This window comes from Vibrio sp. SCSIO 43153 (assembly GCF_023716625.1).
In the GTDB taxonomy this organism is placed as follows: Bacteria; Pseudomonadota; Gammaproteobacteria; order Enterobacterales; family Vibrionaceae; genus Vibrio; species Vibrio rotiferianus.
This window is the reverse complement of sequence record NZ_CP071855.1, coordinates 1-17,442: the sequence shown is the minus strand read 5'-3', so window position 1 is coordinate 17,442 and position 17,442 is coordinate 1. Positions and strand designations below refer to the sequence as shown.

Genomic DNA, 17,442 nt, shown 5'->3' with positions numbered 1-17,442 from the left:
TCTTTAATAGAATAAACAAAGCCGGGTCATCACCCGGCTTTTTGCTATTTGGATTTTAGGAAAAATTAGTCCAATCCCATATCTTCAATTCGTTTGGCAATAAGACGGCTACATTCTTCTCGAACCACCGCACGCAACCATTCTTGAGCGGGAGAGTGCTCGCAACGAGCATGCCAAATCATCGAATATTCAAACGGCGTGAATTGGAATGGTAATGGCTTCACCACCAAGTCATAACGATCAGCAACCAAGTACGCTAAATCGGCTGGTACGGTAATGATGATTGGTAAAGTATCAACAATCGCCAGCGCCGCTTCCAAGTGATAAGCGCGTAATACCATTTGACGTTGCGGCTTCTCCACGAGCGCTTGTTCAATCAGCGCTTTAACCCCATCACTGATGGCGATCATGGCATGCGGGTGACTGAGATAATCATCCAGACTCATCTCTTTGTCAGCTAGCGGATGCTGCTTAGAGAGCAGACACAACACACCAACTCGCCCTAACACTTCACTGCGTAATGGCTCCACTGGACCTGTTGGACGACAAATCGCTAAGTCCGCGCCTTCATATGTTAATTGATCAGATAAGCGGTCGTGTTGCAGCGGCAAGAAGTTAAACGACACATTCGGTGCTTCTTGATAAATACGCGGCAAAGCAAAAGGCAAAATGGTTTGCATCGCGTAATCGGTCGTGGCGATAGTAAACGTCTGATCGCAACTGCGTGGATCAAACTCACGTGGAGAAAGTAATTGGCGCAGCGATTCCAGCGGTTCACCTAAAGAGCGATCAATTTCTAACGCTTTCTGGGTTGGGATCAAGTGCTGACCTTGGCGAGTAAACAGTGGGTCACCAAGCAGATCACGTAAACGCCCTAGCACACGACTCATAGCCGATTGGCTCAAATTCAAACGAGTGGCGGCTTTACTGACGCTGCTCTCTTCAATCAACACACGTAGTGCAACCAATAAGTTCAGATCTCTACGGTAGATGTCTTCTAATTCCACGATTTGCCACTTACCATGTTGGGGATTTAGATAAATTGTACTCTTCAGGCAAAAAAAATCCCGCCTTTCAGCGGGGAAGCCCAAGAAAAATGGGGATAGTGTCGGAATGAAGTGTCGTTAAACTTGGTGAGCGGTATATCAATAGGTTCCGATTACAGCAAGAAGCGCTAATTTTCTTGCTCAGATGCACCTGACCATTTGTGCATCTCAATCCAAATCCCAATAATGGTTGCACTCATGCCTAAAAGAGGCATCAATGAGGTTTCAGCTGGCGTTCGAAGCACTAATGCACAAAACGAGATGAAACATAAAACCGAATAGATGGTTAGTCTGTCTAACGCTGTTAACATCGTCTCTCCTTGCCAGTTGTTACCAAATTGTTAATTTAAGGTAAAACAAAAAAATCACTTTGCCAAGTGGTTATTGAATATTTTTTCAACGAAAGTAAAATTCACCGCTAAGTTAGTTACGAGAATCACATTATGAGTTTTAATCCTGAACTGGCGACCAAGACATTAGAGGCGGAAGGATTACGCTGCCCAGAGCCAGTAATGATGGTCAGGAAGACAATTCGAAACATGCAAGATGGTGAGGTATTGCTGGTAAAGGCAGACGACCCATCCACGACTCGAGATATCCCAAGTTTCTGTCGGTTTATGGACCACCAGTTGGTTGCAGCGCAAACAGAACAGCTTCCATACCAATATCTAATTAAGAAAGGTTTGGAATAATCTCAGCAAGATCAAAAACGGCAGCCCAAAGGCTGCCGTTTGTTTATTCATCGTATTCTAGTGTGCGAACTTCAGATTGTAGCTTATTTAATTGTTTTCTCATTGCACGCATCTCTTCGTGCATAGGAATAATATGCGCGACCCGAATCCATGCTTCTACCGTTAAGCCGGTAAGAATGAAGGTCCCTGCCACAATCGGCAACCACATATCAGTCAGCACCATCGCCAACAAGCACAGCGCCAAACCAAAGGTGAATAAATAACTCTGACTCTTTGGGGACATCCCCATATAACGTGTAAGCATAAACTTGCCCTCTCGCCATCATTCACACCATTAAAGTACCATGACAAGTATGGCACTAATATGTCACCCGTCACGGTCTTGAATGATTTTGAGCCAGAGTTTTAACTCGCGCATTACTTCACTAGTTATTGATAATTCAGACCATTTTATGTGCAATGAATCAGAACAATGCCGCTCCGATAGCTAGCGCGATAAACAGGAATGCGGTCACCTTACGAATCAACCCTAAAGGCATCTTATCCGCCGAGAGTTTGCCGATTAAAACCACAGGAACGTTGGCAAGCAACATACCAATCGTGGTACCAAGAATCACCCAACTCAATGCATCTGCGTATTGCGCACCCAAGATAGAAGTGGCGATCTGAGTTTTGTCGCCAATCTCCGCAACGAAGAAAGCAATAAAACTCGCAATGAATGGGCCTCGGTTAGAGATCTGCTCGTCATCATCTAACTTGTCAGGGATCAGTACCCAAGCCGCCATAGCGACAAAACTGACCACTAGCACCCACTTAAGGACTTCTGGTGAAAGGTAATCGGCCACAACCACACCTAACCATGCAGCCAAAGCGTGGTTGGCAATCGTTGCCAAAAAGATTGCTGCAATAATTGGGATTGGCTTGCGGTAACGACTGGCAAGCAATAGAGATAGCAATTGGGTCTTATCGCCAATTTCTGCTAACGCTACAGTAGTAATTGAAATAGCTAAAACGCTCACGACATGCTCATTGGGGCGGGATAATTATTTTTAACCATAGACAAACCTCACGCCCCACCCCGGTTCGTGATGATTTGTCTAAGGTCTTGCTAAACCCATCAGGCTGATGAGTCTCGAGCGCCATGGTGATTTTGCACCAATTATGTTGACGAACGAACCGGATGAAACGGACATTTCATCGAGTAAGCTACTCCCCAAAGACAGGCGCAATTCTAGCCATGTTTCCCTACCACCTCAAGAGTGAAAGCCAGCGAAAACTCCCTTTTAGGAAAAATTCAGCAGATAAAGCGGTAAAAATCCATTAAAGGAGAAAATTGCCCACGAATTAATCAAGATTAGCTCTACTCCCATGCTCAATATCTGGGTATACTTGATCGTTATTTTATTCAACCGTCATTACTTTGAATCCTCACTGTTGAGGCTAGAAAACCCAACAATAGAGATGACTTCACAAGTAATAAGAGAATCGCGCGAACCTGACTTATGCAAAAATACGATATCAAAACCTTCCAGGGAATGATCCTCGCGCTGCAGGATTATTGGGCTCAAAATGGTTGCACCATTGTTCAACCGCTAGATATGGAAGTAGGTGCGGGTACCTCTCACCCAATGACATGTCTACGAGCACTTGGCCCAGAGCCAATGTCTACAGCTTACGTACAACCTTCACGTCGTCCTACTGATGGTCGTTACGGTGAAAACCCTAACCGCCTTCAGCACTACTACCAATTCCAAGTAGCGCTAAAACCATCGCCAGACAATATTCAAGAGTTGTACTTAGGTTCTCTAGAAGTACTTGGTATTGACCCACTTGTACACGACATCCGTTTCGTAGAAGACAACTGGGAAAACCCAACACTAGGCGCATGGGGTCTAGGCTGGGAAGTTTGGCTAAACGGGATGGAAGTGACTCAGTTCACTTACTTCCAGCAAGTTGGCGGCCTTGAGTGTAAACCAGTAACAGGTGAGATCACTTACGGTATCGAACGTCTAGCAATGTACATCCAAGAAGTAGATTCGGTTTACGATCTTACTTGGAACATCGCACCAGATGGCAGCAAAGTGACTTACGGTGATATCTTCCACCAAAACGAAGTAGAGCAATCGACTTACAACTTCGAGCACGCAGACGTTGACTTCCTATTTGGTTTCTTCGAACAGTGTGAGAAAGAGTGTAAAGAGCTGCTTGAGCTTGAAAAGCCACTGCCACTACCTGCTTATGAGCGCATCCTAAAAGCTGGTCACGCATTCAACCTACTAGACGCGCGTAAAGCGATCTCAGTAACTGAACGCCAACGTTACATCCTACGCATCCGCAACCTGACGAAAGCAGTTGCAGAAGCATACTACGCATCGCGTGAAGCTCTTGGCTTCCCAATGTGTAAGAAAGAACAAGCGTAAGGGGCAGAGTAACATGGCAAAAGAATTTCTAATCGAGCTAGGTACAGAAGAGCTACCACCAACGCAACTTCGCACTCTAGCTGAAGCATTCGCAGCAAACTTCGAAGCAGAACTAAAAGGCGCTGAGCTTGCTCATGAAGGCGTTAAATGGTTCGCGGCACCTCGTCGTCTTGCACTTAAAGTCGCAGCACTAGCAGACAGCCAGTCTGACAAAGTTGTTGAAAAACGTGGTCCTGCGGTTTCTGCAGCGTTTGACGCGGAAGGCAACCCAACAAAAGCGGCTCAAGGCTGGGCACGCGGTTGTGGCATCACGGTTGACCAAGCAGAGCGCATGGTAACAGACAAAGGTGAATGGCTACTGTTCAAACAAGAAGTGAAAGGTCAGCCAACGTCTGAGATCGTAGTTGAACTTGCAGCGAAAGCACTAGCAAACCTACCTATCGCAAAACCAATGCGCTGGGGTAACAAAACGACTCAATTTATCCGTCCAGTTAAGACGCTAACCATGCTAATGGGCAGCGACCTAATCGAAGGCGAGATCCTTGGTGTCGCTTCAGACCGCACTATCCGTGGTCACCGCTTCATGGGTGAGCAAGAGTTCACTATCGATTCTGCTGAACAATACCCTGCGATCTTAGAAGAGCGCGGTAAAGTAATGGCAGATTACGAAGCGCGTAAAGCAATCATCCTAGCTGACGCACAAAAAGCAGCAGCAGCGGTTGGCGGTATCGCTGACCTAGAAGATGACCTAGTAGAAGAAGTAACGTCTCTGGTTGAATGGCCAGTAGTACTAACAGCGAAGTTCGAAGAAGAGTTCCTAAAAGTGCCTTCTGAAGCGTTGGTTTACACCATGAAAGGTGACCAGAAGTACTTCCCTGTTTATGACGAAAACAAGAAGCTACTACCTAACTTCATCTTCGTATCGAACATCGAATCAAAAGAGCCTCGTTACGTAATCGAAGGTAACGAGAAAGTAGTTCGCCCTCGCCTTGCTGACGCAGAGTTCTTCTTCAATACAGACCGTAAGCGTCCGCTTATCGACCGTCTGCCAGAACTAGAACAAGCGATCTTCCAAAAGCAACTGGGTACGATCAAAGACAAAACAGACCGCATCACAGAACTTGCTGGCTACATTGCTGAACAAATCGGTGCTGACGTTGAGAAATCAAAGCGTGCTGGTCTACTAGCAAAATGTGACCTAATGACCTCAATGGTATTCGAATTCACGGATACTCAAGGCGTTATGGGTATGCACTACGCTCGCCACGACGGTGAAGCAGAAGAAGTTGCAGTAGCACTGAACGAGCAATACATGCCTCGTTTCGCAGGTGATGAACTGCCATCAAACGGTGTTTCAACTGCAGTTGCAATGGCAGACAAGCTAGACACTATCGTAGGTATCTTCGGTATTGGTCAAGCACCTAAAGGCAGCGACCCATTCGCACTACGCCGCGCATCTCTAGGTGTACTACGTATCATCGTTGAATACGGCTACAACCTAGACCTTGTTGACCTAGTAGCGAAAGCGAAGTCACTGTTTGGCGACCGCCTAACCAACGACAACGTTGAACAAAACGTTATCGAGTTCATGCTTGGTCGTTTCCGTGCTTGGTACCAAGACGAAGGCTTCAGCGTAGACATCATTCAAGCGGTTCTAGCTCGTCGTCCGACGAAACCAGCAGACTTTGACCAACGAGTTAAAGCGGTTTCTCACTTCCGTGAGCTAGAAGCGGCAGAGTCTCTAGCAGCAGCGAACAAACGTGTAGGTAACATCCTAGCGAAATTCGACGGCGAACTAGCAGCAGACATCGACCTAGCACTTCTACAAGAAGACGCAGAGAAAGCACTAGCAGAAAGCGTTGAAGTAATGACAGAAGCGCTAGAGCCAGCATTTGCTACTGGTAACTACCAAGAAGCCCTAAGCAAGCTAGCTGACCTACGTGAACCAGTTGATGCGTTCTTTGATAACGTAATGGTAATGGCAGACGACGAAGCACTTAAGAAGAACCGTCTGACACTACTGAACAACCTGCGTAACCTGTTCCTACAGATCGCAGACATTTCTTTGCTTCAAAAGTAATTCATTACTCTTAGAAGTGATTAAGAAATAAGTAAAAGGGAAGCAGATGCTTCCCTTTTTTGTTGCCTTCAAACCGATGAAGGTGATGCTTATTATTCATTTTGTGAACAAGACTAAAATTTGTAGGGTGAGACGCGTTTAACTTGTTGGTGTAGAGCTCGGATTGTAGAGGCACAGTTTTGCTATAACTGGACTGTTTATTCGGGGGAAGGACACAATGAAAAAAACAATTCTCGCACTCTCTATCGGTCTACTGAGCGCCTGCAGCCAGATTCCAGAAAATGCCATCGTATTAAGCGTTGGTGATGACACCGCTGTTTTTGAGGAAAACTCACAGGGCTTACTTGTCGCCGAGCAAAAACTCGAAAAAGGCAGTTATAGCTTTACCATTGCTGACAGCAAGCAAAGCTGTGGCAGTAGCTTTGCCCTAGCAGAAGAAGATCGCATCAAATTCAATCGTCCATTAAAAATGGATAACTGCGCCACTGATGCACAAATGCCGCTGCGCATCTTCAAAGCCAATACCTATCAATTTACGCTCAACCCAACCACCAACGAGCTAACGGTAAAAATCAAACCAAAACAGAGTCAGGACATCACCTACTCTTGCCCTGTCGCAACTGACACGCCAAAAACCATCAATGTTACTCAAACCTTTAATGATGGCACTGTCGTTCGTGACGCCTTAACCGGACAAGAAGCCACTGTCGCCAATGGCAGCGTCACCATGCAACCGGGTCCTATGAGCCAAGGTCTGTTGTTACTAGAAGAGGTTGAACAGCAAGCCGACAAACCGTTCAGCTGGGATAACGCGACGGTGTACTTCGTCATGACCGACCGCTTCTACAATGGCAACCCAGACAACGACAACAGCTACGGTCGCAGCAAAGATGGAAAATACGAGATTGGCACCTTCCACGGTGGTGACTTAGCGGGTCTAACGAAAAAACTCGATTACATCGAATCACTTGGTGTGAATGCTATCTGGATAACCTCACCACTGGAACAAATCCACGGTTGGGTTGGCGGCGGCGATAAAGGCGACTTTAAGCACTACGGTTACCACGGCTACTACCATCAAGATTGGACCAAACTTGATGCCAACATGGGTACCGAAGATGAACTCAGAACCTTCGTCGATACCGCGCATAAGAAAGGCATTCGCGTGATTTGGGATGTGGTCATGAACCACACTGGCTACGCGACATTAGCAGACATGCAGGAATTCGGCTTTGGTCAGCTTTACCTTGATGACCAAGAAGCCAAAGAAGTCCTCGGTGAAAAATGGACCGACTGGAAGCCAAAATCAGGGCAAAGCTGGCACAGCTTCAACGACTACATCAAATACGGTGATAGCGAAGCGTGGGATAAATGGTGGGGCAAAGATTGGATCCGCACCGACATTGGTGACTACGATGCTCCGGGCTACAACGACATCACCATGTCTTTGAACTACCTACCGGATCTCAAAACCGAATCAACTCAAAAAACCGGACTACCAAACTTCTTCCGCAATAAAGACACCAATGCGCAAGATGAGCTGCAAACTCCGCGTGAGCATCTGATTACCTGGTTATCCGATTGGGTGCGCGACTATGGCATTGATGGCTTCCGTGTCGACACAGCCAAACACGTAGAAATGGAAGCGTGGGCAGAGCTGAAAGCCAGCACCACTCAGGCGCTTGCCCAGTGGAAGCAAAACAACCCGGACAAAGCCTTGGATGACTTACCTTTCTGGATGACAGGTGAAGTGTGGGCACACAGCGTAGTGAAGAGCCCGTATTTCGATAACGGCTTCGATTCCATCATCAACTTCGAGTTCCAATCTGATGTAGCACCAAAAGCGCTGAAGTGTTTTGCTCAGCTTGATGGAGACTACCGCCGCTATGCAGAGCGCATCAACAGCGACACTGAGTTCAATGTGTTGAGCTACCTGTCTTCACACGATACTCAACTTTTCTGGGCGGCACGCAGCCGCAGTTTTGATGACCAAGCTCGTGCAGCCAATGCGTTGATGCTGGCGCCGGGTGCAGTGCAAATCTACTATGGTGACGAGATCGCCCGTGACTTTGGTGTTACCGGCTCGGACGCTCACCAAGGTACTCGCTCTGATATGCCATGGGATAAGATTAATGGCGAGCGTGAAGATCTACTGCAACATTGGCAAAAGTTGGGTGAATTCCGTAAACGCCACCCAGCGGTTGCTCAAGGTAAGCACATCACTCGTAACCAAGAAGGTTACTACGCATTTGAACGCCAATACCAAGACGACAAGGTGCTGATTGTTTACACCGGTGAGTAAATCACACTCTCTCCACCAGCAAGGGAAGCATAAGCTTCCCTTTTTTATTGCTCTTTTTGCCTTTTTATCTCGTACCTCTGGTCTGATGACACACTTTTTTCTTTTTCGGCTTAATTCACACTTTGCGTTAATTACGCATTGAGGTAAGGTCAAGGATTACTCGATAAGCCGATAAAACATCGGCACAAACATACACAAAGCAATCACAATGAATTAGGTATAACGACAAATGCAGTTCTCTAAGTTTGGTGAAAAATTTAATCAGTATTCAGGTATCACGCAGTTAATGGACGATTTGAATGATGGTCTGCGCACACCAGGTGCCATCATGCTCGGTGGAGGCAACCCAGCCGCCATTCCTGCCATGCTCGATTACTTTCGCCAAGCCAGTGAGGAAATGCTCGCCAGTGGGGAGCTTGTCGCCGCCCTCGCCAACTATGATGGTCCGCAAGGCAAAGACGCGTTCGTTAAAGCGTTGGCTCAGTTATTCCGTGAAACTTACGGCTGGGATATTTCCGAGAAGAACATCAGCCTAACTAACGGCAGCCAAAGTGGCTTCTTCTACTTGTTCAACTTACTAGCAGGTCAGCAGCCAGACGGTTCACACAAGAAGGTGCTACTGCCAATCGCGCCTGAGTACATCGGTTATGGTGATGCAGGCATTGATGAAGATATCTTTGTCTCTTACCACCCAGAAATCGAGCTGTTGGATAACGGTCTGTTTAAATACCACGTCGATTTTGAGCAGCTAAAAGTTGATGACTCTGTTGCGGCAATCTGCGCGTCTCGCCCAACCAACCCTACGGGTAACGTACTGACAGATGAAGAAATACGTAAGCTGGACAAGCTAGCACGTGAGAACAACATTCCGCTGATCATTGATAACGCCTACGGTCTGCCGTTCCCGAATATCATTTTTGAAGATGTCGAACCGTTCTGGAATGAAAACACTATCCTTTGCATGAGCCTATCTAAACTTGGCTTGCCGGGCGTGCGTTGTGGCATTGTGATTGCGAGTGAGGAAATCACGCAAGCGTTGACCAATATGAACGGCATCATCAGCTTAGCTCCAGGCAGTGTTGGTCCAGCGCTGGCAAACCACATCATTGGTAAAGGCGATCTGCTTAAACTGAGCTCAGAGGTGATTAAGCCGTTTTATAAGCAGAAGTCGCAACGTGCGGTTGAACTGCTCCAAGAAGCGATTACCGATGAGCGCTTTCGTATTCACAAACCGGAAGGCGCTATCTTCTTGTGGTTATGGTTCGATGAACTGCCAATTACGACAATGGAACTGTACCAACGCTTGAAAGCGCGTGGGGTCTTGATTGTTCCGGGTGAATACTTCTTTATTGGTCAGAAGGACGAGTGGGATCATGCACACCAATGCTTGCGTATGAACTACGTTCAAGATGATGAGATGATGCAAAAAGGCATTGCGATTATCGCAGAAGAAGTGGAAAAGGCTTACCACGAAGGTAAATAGACTTGTTAACTCAGCCGTTGTTCTCTTTGAAATTACGGCTTTGAAATAGCAGCTTTGAAAGCCCCAAACTAAAAAGAGCGCCCATGTGGCGCTCTTTCTCATTCTATAACCGGGTGGTTAACTGAAATGTCATCAGTTGATTAGCTGTTTTCAATCAGATTATTGCCACCGATAGCAATCTTACGCGGTTGCATCGCTTCTGGAATTTCACGAACTAAATCGATATGAAGTAGACCGTTTTCCATTGATGCACCAACGACTTTTACGTAATCCGCAAGTTGGAATTTACGTTCAAAATCGCGCTCCGCAATACCTTGGTAAACGTAGTTTTTACCTTCTTCGGCTTTACGCTCGCCCTTCACGATCAACATGTTTTCGTTTTGAGTCAAATCGAGCTGATCTTCAGCAAAACCAGCGACTGCCATAGTAATACGGTAGTTATGCTCGTCTTTTTGCTCGATGTTGTATGGAGGGTAGCCGCCAGAAGTGTTCTTCGCAGAGCTTGCTTCCATCAGGTTGAACAGACGGTCGAAGCCAATTGCATTACGGTATAGTGGTGAGAAATCTACATTACGCATAATCTATCCTCTTTTAAGCAATAGTCTTAGCCCAGATGAAGGTCATCCACGTGGCGTATTTATGCAAGAAAACGTCGAGCTAAGGGATCCGATGATTCATTCCTCTGACCTACTCTTTAGGTGCGGGGACATGATGTCGAATCTAGGGTCAAGTTGTGTGCTAATACTGAGTATCCTCTCTTGAGCGATCTCGTTTAGCGATTCCAGAGGCGCTGTTCTTCTCTTGTTGAGCAAGCTAGCCATCCCTCTTCATAACTAGATATAAGGTCGAAAAATGGGCTTTCAAGGGCTCCAGTGAAAATATTTTTAGATCCCCGACTCGGTCGTTCCTCCCTCTCGAGGATGACGCCCTAACATACTGATAATGAAAAGCGACACTTACACCCACTCTTCCCATAAACGTAGAGTTTGAAAGCCAAGCCTCCCCGTCTCCACAGGGCGCAGCCCATTCTCGTTTCTTTTATCTGGTTTCTCTCACTCAATAAAAAAGCACCACCCGAAGGCAGTGCTTTTAAAATTCTATTAAAAGAAATTTAGATTCGTTTTTCCGCAGGGGGATATGCTTAGTTCTAGGAGAAGGCGCGCAGCATACAAGTGTATGTGAGCACCTTCGACAACGAAATCAGCATATCCAGCAAAAGAAAAATAGTCTAAACGTCTAGGTTTGCTACTTTCAGCGCGTTCTCTTCGATGAAGTTACGACGCGGCTCAACTTGGTCACCCATTAGCGTTGTGAACAATTGGTCTGCGCCTACCGCATCTTCAATGGTTACTTGCATCATACGACGAGTCTCTGGGTCCATTGTGGTTTCCCAAAGCTGATCTGGGTTCATCTCACCTAGACCTTTGTAGCGCTGTAGGCTTAGACCACGACGCGACTCTTTGATTAGCCACTCAAGTGCCGATGCAAAGCTTGATACTGGCTGAGTACGCTCACCACGCTTGATGTAAGCGCCTTCTTCTAGCAGACCGTCTAGCGCTTCAGATAGATCCGCTAGCTTGCCGTACTCTTTCGAGTTCAGTAGGTCGATGCTTAGTGCGTAGTTGTGCGTCACACCGTGAGTACGTACGATGATCTTAGGTAGGTTTAGACCTAGCTCTTCGTGTTGCTCTACTTCGAAGCTGTATTGGCTTGCGCCTACTTCTTTCGCGTTTAGCTGTTCAACTAGCTGTTTTGTCCACGCTTCTACTGCTGCTGCATCGTGACATTGCTCTGCCGTTAGACGCGGCGTGTAGATTAGCTCATGAACTAGCGCGCTTGGGTAACGACGGCTCATACGATCCGCTAGCTTGATACCTGCGTTGTATTGCTGAACTAGCTTCTCTAACGCTTCACCTGCCAATGCTGGCGCTTCTGCATTTACGTGTAGTGACGCGTTATCAAGAGCCAAAGCAACTTGGTATTGGTTCATCGCGTCTTCATCTTTGATGTACTGCTCTTGCTTACCTTTCTTCACTTTGTAAAGTGGTGGCTGAGCGATGTACACGTAGCCACGCTCGATAAGCTCTGGCATTTGACGGTAGAAGAAGGTCAACAGTAGCGTACGGATGTGCGAACCATCGACGTCAGCATCGGTCATGATGATGATGTTGTGGTAACGCAGTTTGTCCGGGTTGTACTCGTCACGGCCGATACCACAACCTAGTGCCGTGATCAGCGTTGCTACTTCTTGAGAAGAAAGCATCTTGTCGAAACGCGCTTTTTCTACGTTAAGAATCTTACCTTTTAGCGGTAGGATTGCTTGGTTCTTACGGTTACGGCCTTGTTTTGCGGAGCCGCCTGCCGAATCACCCTCCACTATGTATAGTTCAGAGAGTGCTGGATCTTTTTCCTGACAGTCTGCAAGTTTGCCTGGTAGACCTGCTAGGTCTAGCGCACCTTTACGACGAGTCATTTCACGAGCTTTACGCGCCGCTTCACGAGCACGTGCTGCATCGATGATTTTAGTACACACCATCTTAGCTTCTGTTGGGTTCTCAATTAGGAACTCAGACAGTTTCTCACCCATTGCCGACTCAACCGCAGATTTCACTTCAGATGAAACCAGTTTGTCTTTGGTTTGGCTCGAGAATTTAGGATCTGGCACTTTAACCGAAACAACCGCAGTTAGACCTTCACGAGCGTCATCACCAGAAGTTGCCGTTTTCGCTTTCTTAGAGAAACCTTCTTTGTCCATAAAGGTGTTCAGTGTACGCGTTAACGCCGCACGGAAACCAGCAAGGTGAGTACCACCATCGCGTTGTGGAATGTTGTTAGTAAAACAGTAGATGTTCTCTTGGAAGCCGTCGTTCCATTGCATTGCTACTTCTACGGCAATGCCATCTTCACGTTCAAAATCGAAGTGGAAGATTTTCTCAATGATCGGTGTTTTGTTGGTGTTTAGGTGCTCAACGAACGCTTGAATACCACCTTCAAACATGAAGTGGTCGCTCTTGTCTGCTTCACGCTCATCAACCAGCTTGATAGAAACACCTGAGTTTAGGAAAGAAAGCTCACGTAGACGTTTTGCTAGGATATCGTAATGGAATTCGATATTTGTGAAGGTTTCAGCACTTGGCCAAAAGCGGATTTGTGTACCCGTTTGCTCAGTGTCACCTACTACCGCTAGTGGCGCTTGAGGCTCACCGTGGTGGTAAGTTTGCGTATGGATATGACCACCGCGGTGGATAGTCAGAACCACTTTCTCAGACAGAGCGTTTACTACAGAAACACCTACGCCGTGCAGACCGCCTGATACTTTGTATGAGTTATCATCGAACTTACCGCCAGCGTGAAGTACCGTCATGATAACTTCTGCTGCCGATACTTGCTCTTCTGGGTGCATTTCTGTTGGAATGCCACGACCATCATCCGTAACTGAAACCGAGTTATCCTCATGAATTGTCACAACGATGTCTTTACAGTGACCTGCCAACGCTTCATCAATTGAGTTATCCACCACCTCAAAGACCATGTGGTGAAGACCGGTGCCGTCGTCCGTGTCGCCGATGTACATACCTGGACGCTTACGAACCGCATCCAGACCCTTTAGTACCTTAATACTCGATGAATCGTAATTTTCAGACATGAGTTTCTCTCTTCTAGTTTGACTCTATCCTGCCATGTTCCACATGAAACAATTTGCCCGTATCGTCCAACATATCGGCGATTTGGCTATCAGTGATAGAGCTTACAAATACTTGTGCGCCCGTCTCTTTTAAGCAGTCAGCAAGACGCTTACGACGTTGGCTGTCTAATTCCGACGCAAAGTCGTCAATTAGGTAAATACATTGTTTTCCGGTCATTTCGGTAAGGTGTTGTCCCTGCGCCACGCGCAATGCACACACCATGAGCTTTAATTGACCGCGTGATAGGACGTCCTCAACTGGCGTGCCATTCACTTTAATGCGCAGATCAGCCTTATTCGGCCCACTAAAGGTGTAGCCCAACGACTGATCACGCTCGAAATTTTTCTCTAGTATCTCATGATAGGGCGTGTCTTTGTCCCATCCACGATAATACTTTAATTGGATCTCAAATTCTGGCAAAAATGTCTGACAGATGGTTTCCGCTACGGTTTTCATCTGTTCGATGTAATGCGCTCGCCATTGGCTAATATTTTCTGCCAAACGTGCCATTTCCTGATCCCAGTAACTGAGTTCGCGATAACTTCTGGCAGTTTTGAGTAAAGCATTGCGTTGCTTGTTAAGACGCTTAAAACGTCCCCATGCATCATAGAAAGCTGGCTCCGTATGAAACACGCCCCAATCAATAAATGCACGACGATGCTTTGGACCATCCGTGAGGAGATCAAACCCTTCCGGGTGTATCAACTGCAAAGGCAAAACTTGTGCAAGTTGCGCCAATTTTTGCCCAGATTGACCGCCTATTTTAACCTCTGTTGAGCCATCACGCTGCTTATTAATGCCAATAGGTAGCTCAAATTGATCCGAGTTCAAAAAACGACCATGAACAAACAGTTCATCGCACTCATTTTGGATAACTCGGCCAGTCAATGAGCTCTTGAAAGAGCGGCCATGTCCGAGCAAATAAATCGCTTCTAGGACGCTGGTTTTACCGCTGCCATTCGGTCCAATAAGAAAGTTAAAGCCTGCTGATAGGTTAATATCACAGGCTTTAATGTTTCGAAACTGCTGAATGATGAGGCGAGAAAGTGGCATTCAGATGACTTACAGACGGATTGGCATCACCACGTACATGGCACTGTCGTCGTCTGCATTTTCAATCAACGCACTGGCGTTGGCATCTGACATCGATATACGCACATTATCGCAACGTAGGGTGTTAAGTACGTCCAGCACATAACTTACGTTGAAGCCAATCTCAATAGCATCACCTTCGAAGGTCACGTCTAGCATTTCTTCCGCTTCTTCTTGCTCAGGGTTATTTGCAGTAATACGCATTTCACTGCCGGCAAGATTCACACGAACACCACGGAACTTTTCATTAGAAAGAATCGCTGCACGAGAAAACGCTTGGCGTAATTCATCGCAGCTTGCTTCTAGTGTTTTGGTCGTACTTTGTGGCATTACGCGGCGATAATCAGGGAAACGGCCATCAACAAGCTTAGAAGTGAAGATAAAGTTATTTACTTCTGCACGTACATTTGAACTGCCAATCTGTAGCACAACAGGCTGTTCTGGCGCGTCCATCAGTTTAACCAACTCTTGTACACCTTTACGTGGCACGATGATTTGCTTCTGTGCAAAGTCGACACCCAATTGTGTTTGAGACACTGCCATACGGTGACCATCGGTTGCCACGCTGCGTAGCGTCGTACCGTCGATTTCAAACAACATGCCGTTTAGGTAGTAACGAACGTCTTGGTTCGCCATCGAGAATTGTGTTTTTTCAATCAGCGTACGTAGCTCAGACTGAGTCAGTGATACTTCAACTTCGCTTTGCCAATCTTCGATATTTGGAAAATCATTTGCTGGTAGTGTAGCTAAAGAGAAACGGCTACGGCCGGAACGAACTTGTACACGATCGCCTTCTAGTACGAAGGTAATGATCGCATCGTCTGGTAGGCCACGGCAGATATCGAGAAACTTACGAGAAGGAACGGTAATGCTGCCCGCTTCAAAATCCCCTTCTAGAGTCACTTTGCTCACCAATTCCACTTCCAAATCGGTTGCGGTCATTGATAACACGTTCTCTTCTACTTTGATCAGTAGGTTACCTAAAATTGGCAGGGTTGGTCGGCCACCCAGAGCGCCCGAAACCTGTTGTAGCGGTTTGATTAAATGACTACGTTCAATGGTAAATTTCATGCTTGGCTCTTTACGCTGTCAGCTCAATTAGTGATTTGCTTAGAATACTGCCATTCTAACCGATTACGAGGACAGGGTGCGAATCAAGTTAGAGTAATCTTCCTTAATATCGTGGCTCTCTTCACGCAGCTGCTCAATCTTGCGACAAGCATGTAGCACCGTGGTGTGGTCACGACCACCGAATGCATCACCAATTTCAGGCAAGCTGTGGTTGGTCAGCTCTTTTGCCAACGCCATCGCCAACTGGCGAGGACGCGCAACCGATCGAGAGCGACGTTTAGATAGTAGATCCGCCACTTTAATCTTGTAGTATTCAGCGACGGTCTTTTGAATGTTATCGATCGTCACCAGCTTCTCTTGCAGAGCAAGTAGATCGCGCAGCGCTTCACGAACAAAATCAATCGTAATTGGACGGCCAGTAAAGTTTGCGTTTGCGATTACGCGGTTCAGTGCACCTTCCAGTTCACGAACGTTAGAGCGTAGACGCTTAGCAATAAAGAACGCTACTTCATCCGCTAAGTGGATTTGGTGGTCTTCGGCTTTCTTCATCAAGATCGCTACACGAGTTTCTAACTCAGGCGGCTCGATCGCGACGGTTAGACCCCAACCAAAACGTGATTTCAGACGATCTTCTACACCGCTGATCTCTTTTGGATAACGGTCAGATGTCAGGATGATCTGTTGGTTGCCTTCTAGTAATGCGTTGAAGGTATGGAAGAATTCTTCTTGTGAACGCTCTTTATTAGCAAAAAATTGAATGTCATCGATAAGTAGCGCGTCAACACTGCGGTAGTAGCGTTTGAACTCTTCAATCGCGTTATTTTGCAGTGCTTTTACCATGTCTTGTACAAAACGCTCAGAGTGCATGTACACCACTTTTGCGTTTGGATTGTTATCCACAATCGCATTACCCACAGCGTGCAAAAGGTGGGTTTTACCCAAACCTGTACCACCATATAAGAACAATGGGTTGTAGGCTGCGCCTGGGTTATCTGACACCTGACGTGCAGCGGCCAAACCCAGTTGGTTTGACTTACCTTCAACGAAGTTATTGAACTTGTGTTTTGGGTTCACGTTTGAGCGGTGGTTGATGTTCGCGATCGCTTGAGCGTCATCATCCCACGTTTTGTGTACAGGTTTGCGTGCTTGCAGCTGTGCAGGCGCTGAAGATTCAGCAGCCACATCTGCCGGCGTACGTGTCGGTGCCGGTTTTGGAGCTGCTACAGGGCGACTGCCCACTTCGAAACGCAAGCTAGGGACGTCATTACCGCAGTATTCTTGCAGTAGACGATTAATGCTGTTCAGGTACTTGTCGCGAACCCAATCCAAAACAAAGCGGTTTGGCGCGAACAGAGTGAGAGTATTGTCATTGAGCTCCGCTTGTAACGGACGAACCCACATGCTGAATTCTGTAGCTGGTAGCTCTTCTTGAAGCTGCTGCAAACATTGCAACCAAAGCGAAGATGACACGGTGCCCCCACTGAGTATTTGAATTATCGGAAAAGACTGGCAATTTTACCTGTTGATAACCAAGATCGCCAGCGATTGATCGACGATCCAGTGAATAAGA

Annotated in this window: 14 protein-coding genes; 5 read left to right on the top strand and 9 right to left on the bottom strand. The window is 46.8% G+C overall.

Annotated features, from left to right (window positions below):
* Window positions 1-65 precede the first annotated feature (65 nt).
* Both J4N37_RS00070 and J4N37_RS00065 read right to left on the bottom strand, forming a co-directional pair.
* Window positions 66-1,007, bottom strand: a complete 942-nt coding sequence (locus J4N37_RS00070) for a LysR family transcriptional regulator (protein ID WP_010444807.1) — start codon at window positions 1,005-1,007, stop codon at window positions 66-68.
* Window positions 1,008-1,174: 167 nt separating this feature from the next.
* Window positions 1,175-1,357: a hypothetical protein gene (locus J4N37_RS00065; RefSeq protein WP_045386113.1), complete on the bottom strand. Its 183-nt coding sequence runs from the start codon at window positions 1,355-1,357 to the stop codon at window positions 1,175-1,177.
* Between the two features lie 132 nt (window positions 1,358-1,489).
* Between J4N37_RS00065 and tusA the strand changes: the two genes are divergently transcribed.
* Window positions 1,490-1,738 (top strand): sulfurtransferase TusA, encoded by a 249-nt coding sequence (gene tusA, locus J4N37_RS00060; RefSeq protein WP_010444805.1) that lies wholly within the window; start codon window positions 1,490-1,492, stop codon window positions 1,736-1,738.
* 43 nt (window positions 1,739-1,781) lie between these two features.
* On the opposite strand, the gene J4N37_RS00055 is transcribed toward tusA, so the two are convergent.
* Together J4N37_RS00055 and J4N37_RS00050 are read right to left on the bottom strand one after the other, a co-directional pair.
* Window positions 1,782-2,042, bottom strand: coding sequence for a hypothetical protein (locus tag J4N37_RS00055; RefSeq protein ID WP_005426054.1), 261 nt, complete (start codon window positions 2,040-2,042; stop codon window positions 1,782-1,784).
* 160 nt (window positions 2,043-2,202) lie between these two features.
* Window positions 2,203-2,757 (bottom strand): TMEM165/GDT1 family protein, encoded by a 555-nt coding sequence (locus J4N37_RS00050; RefSeq protein ID WP_010444803.1) that lies wholly within the window; start codon window positions 2,755-2,757, stop codon window positions 2,203-2,205.
* Window positions 2,758-3,240: 483 nt separating this feature from the next.
* Here J4N37_RS00050 and glyQ point away from each other — a divergent pair, with 483 nt between their 5' ends.
* The 4 genes from glyQ to J4N37_RS00030 all read left to right on the top strand — a co-directional run bounded on the left by glyQ (window position 3,241) and on the right by J4N37_RS00030 (window position 10,023).
* On the top strand, window positions 3,241-4,158 hold the full coding sequence (glyQ, locus tag J4N37_RS00045; protein WP_045421103.1) for a glycine--tRNA ligase subunit alpha: 918 nt from the start codon (window positions 3,241-3,243) through the stop codon (window positions 4,156-4,158).
* A gap of 13 nt (window positions 4,159-4,171) precedes the next feature.
* Entirely contained in the window at window positions 4,172-6,238 is a 2,067-nt protein-coding gene (gene glyS, locus J4N37_RS00040; RefSeq protein ID WP_252041391.1) for a glycine--tRNA ligase subunit beta, read from the top strand.
* A gap of 217 nt (window positions 6,239-6,455) precedes the next feature.
* On the top strand, window positions 6,456-8,540 hold the full coding sequence (locus J4N37_RS00035; RefSeq protein ID WP_252041389.1) for an alpha-amylase: 2,085 nt from the start codon (window positions 6,456-6,458) through the stop codon (window positions 8,538-8,540).
* 229 nt (window positions 8,541-8,769) lie between these two features.
* The gene (locus tag J4N37_RS00030) at window positions 8,770-10,023 is read left to right on the top strand and encodes a valine--pyruvate transaminase (protein WP_252041387.1); all 1,254 of its coding nucleotides are present in this window, start codon (window positions 8,770-8,772) and stop codon (window positions 10,021-10,023) included.
* A 140-nt stretch (window positions 10,024-10,163) separates the two neighbouring features.
* Here the strand turns inward: J4N37_RS00030 and J4N37_RS00025 are convergent, their stop codons facing one another.
* The 5 genes from J4N37_RS00025 to dnaA form a co-directional block, all read right to left on the bottom strand.
* The gene (locus tag J4N37_RS00025) at window positions 10,164-10,601 is read right to left on the bottom strand and encodes an Hsp20 family protein (RefSeq protein ID WP_005426066.1); all 438 of its coding nucleotides are present in this window, start codon (window positions 10,599-10,601) and stop codon (window positions 10,164-10,166) included.
* Window positions 10,602-11,251: 650 nt separating this feature from the next.
* A complete protein-coding gene (gene gyrB / locus J4N37_RS00020; RefSeq protein WP_010444796.1) occupies window positions 11,252-13,669 on the bottom strand; it encodes a DNA topoisomerase (ATP-hydrolyzing) subunit B in 2,418 nt (805 codons plus the stop codon).
* Window positions 13,670-13,682: 13 nt separating this feature from the next.
* A complete protein-coding gene (gene recF, locus J4N37_RS00015; protein WP_010444794.1) occupies window positions 13,683-14,762 on the bottom strand; it encodes a DNA replication/repair protein RecF in 1,080 nt (359 codons plus the stop codon).
* Window positions 14,763-14,771: 9 nt separating this feature from the next.
* Window positions 14,772-15,872 (bottom strand): DNA polymerase III subunit beta, encoded by a 1,101-nt coding sequence (gene dnaN, locus J4N37_RS00010; protein ID WP_252041385.1) that lies wholly within the window; start codon window positions 15,870-15,872, stop codon window positions 14,772-14,774.
* 63 nt (window positions 15,873-15,935) lie between these two features.
* Window positions 15,936-17,342 (bottom strand): chromosomal replication initiator protein DnaA, encoded by a 1,407-nt coding sequence (dnaA, locus tag J4N37_RS00005; RefSeq protein WP_010444790.1) that lies wholly within the window; start codon window positions 17,340-17,342, stop codon window positions 15,936-15,938.
* Window positions 17,343-17,442 lie beyond the last annotated feature (100 nt).

Excerpts from the sequence above, each read along its gene's own strand:
- J4N37_RS00065 (WP_045386113.1), bottom strand. The coding sequence starts at position 1,357 with ATGTTAACAGCGTTAGACAGACTAACCATCTATTCGGTTTTATGTTTC.
- tusA (WP_010444805.1), top strand. The coding sequence starts at position 1,490 with ATGAGTTTTAATCCTGAACTGGCGACCAAGACATTAGAGGCGGAAGGA.
- J4N37_RS00055 (WP_005426054.1), bottom strand. The coding sequence starts at position 2,042 with ATGCTTACACGTTATATGGGGATGTCCCCAAAGAGTCAGAGTTATTTA.
- glyQ (WP_045421103.1), top strand. The coding sequence starts at position 3,241 with ATGCAAAAATACGATATCAAAACCTTCCAGGGAATGATCCTCGCGCTG.
- glyS (WP_252041391.1), top strand. The coding sequence starts at position 4,172 with ATGGCAAAAGAATTTCTAATCGAGCTAGGTACAGAAGAGCTACCACCA.
- J4N37_RS00035 (WP_252041389.1), top strand. The coding sequence starts at position 6,456 with ATGAAAAAAACAATTCTCGCACTCTCTATCGGTCTACTGAGCGCCTGC.
- J4N37_RS00030 (WP_252041387.1), top strand. The coding sequence starts at position 8,770 with ATGCAGTTCTCTAAGTTTGGTGAAAAATTTAATCAGTATTCAGGTATC.
- J4N37_RS00025 (WP_005426066.1), bottom strand. The coding sequence starts at position 10,601 with ATGCGTAATGTAGATTTCTCACCACTATACCGTAATGCAATTGGCTTC.
- gyrB (WP_010444796.1), bottom strand. The coding sequence starts at position 13,669 with ATGTCTGAAAATTACGATTCATCGAGTATTAAGGTACTAAAGGGTCTG.
- recF (WP_010444794.1), bottom strand. The coding sequence starts at position 14,762 with ATGCCACTTTCTCGCCTCATCATTCAGCAGTTTCGAAACATTAAAGCC.
- dnaN (WP_252041385.1), bottom strand. The coding sequence starts at position 15,872 with ATGAAATTTACCATTGAACGTAGTCATTTAATCAAACCGCTACAACAG.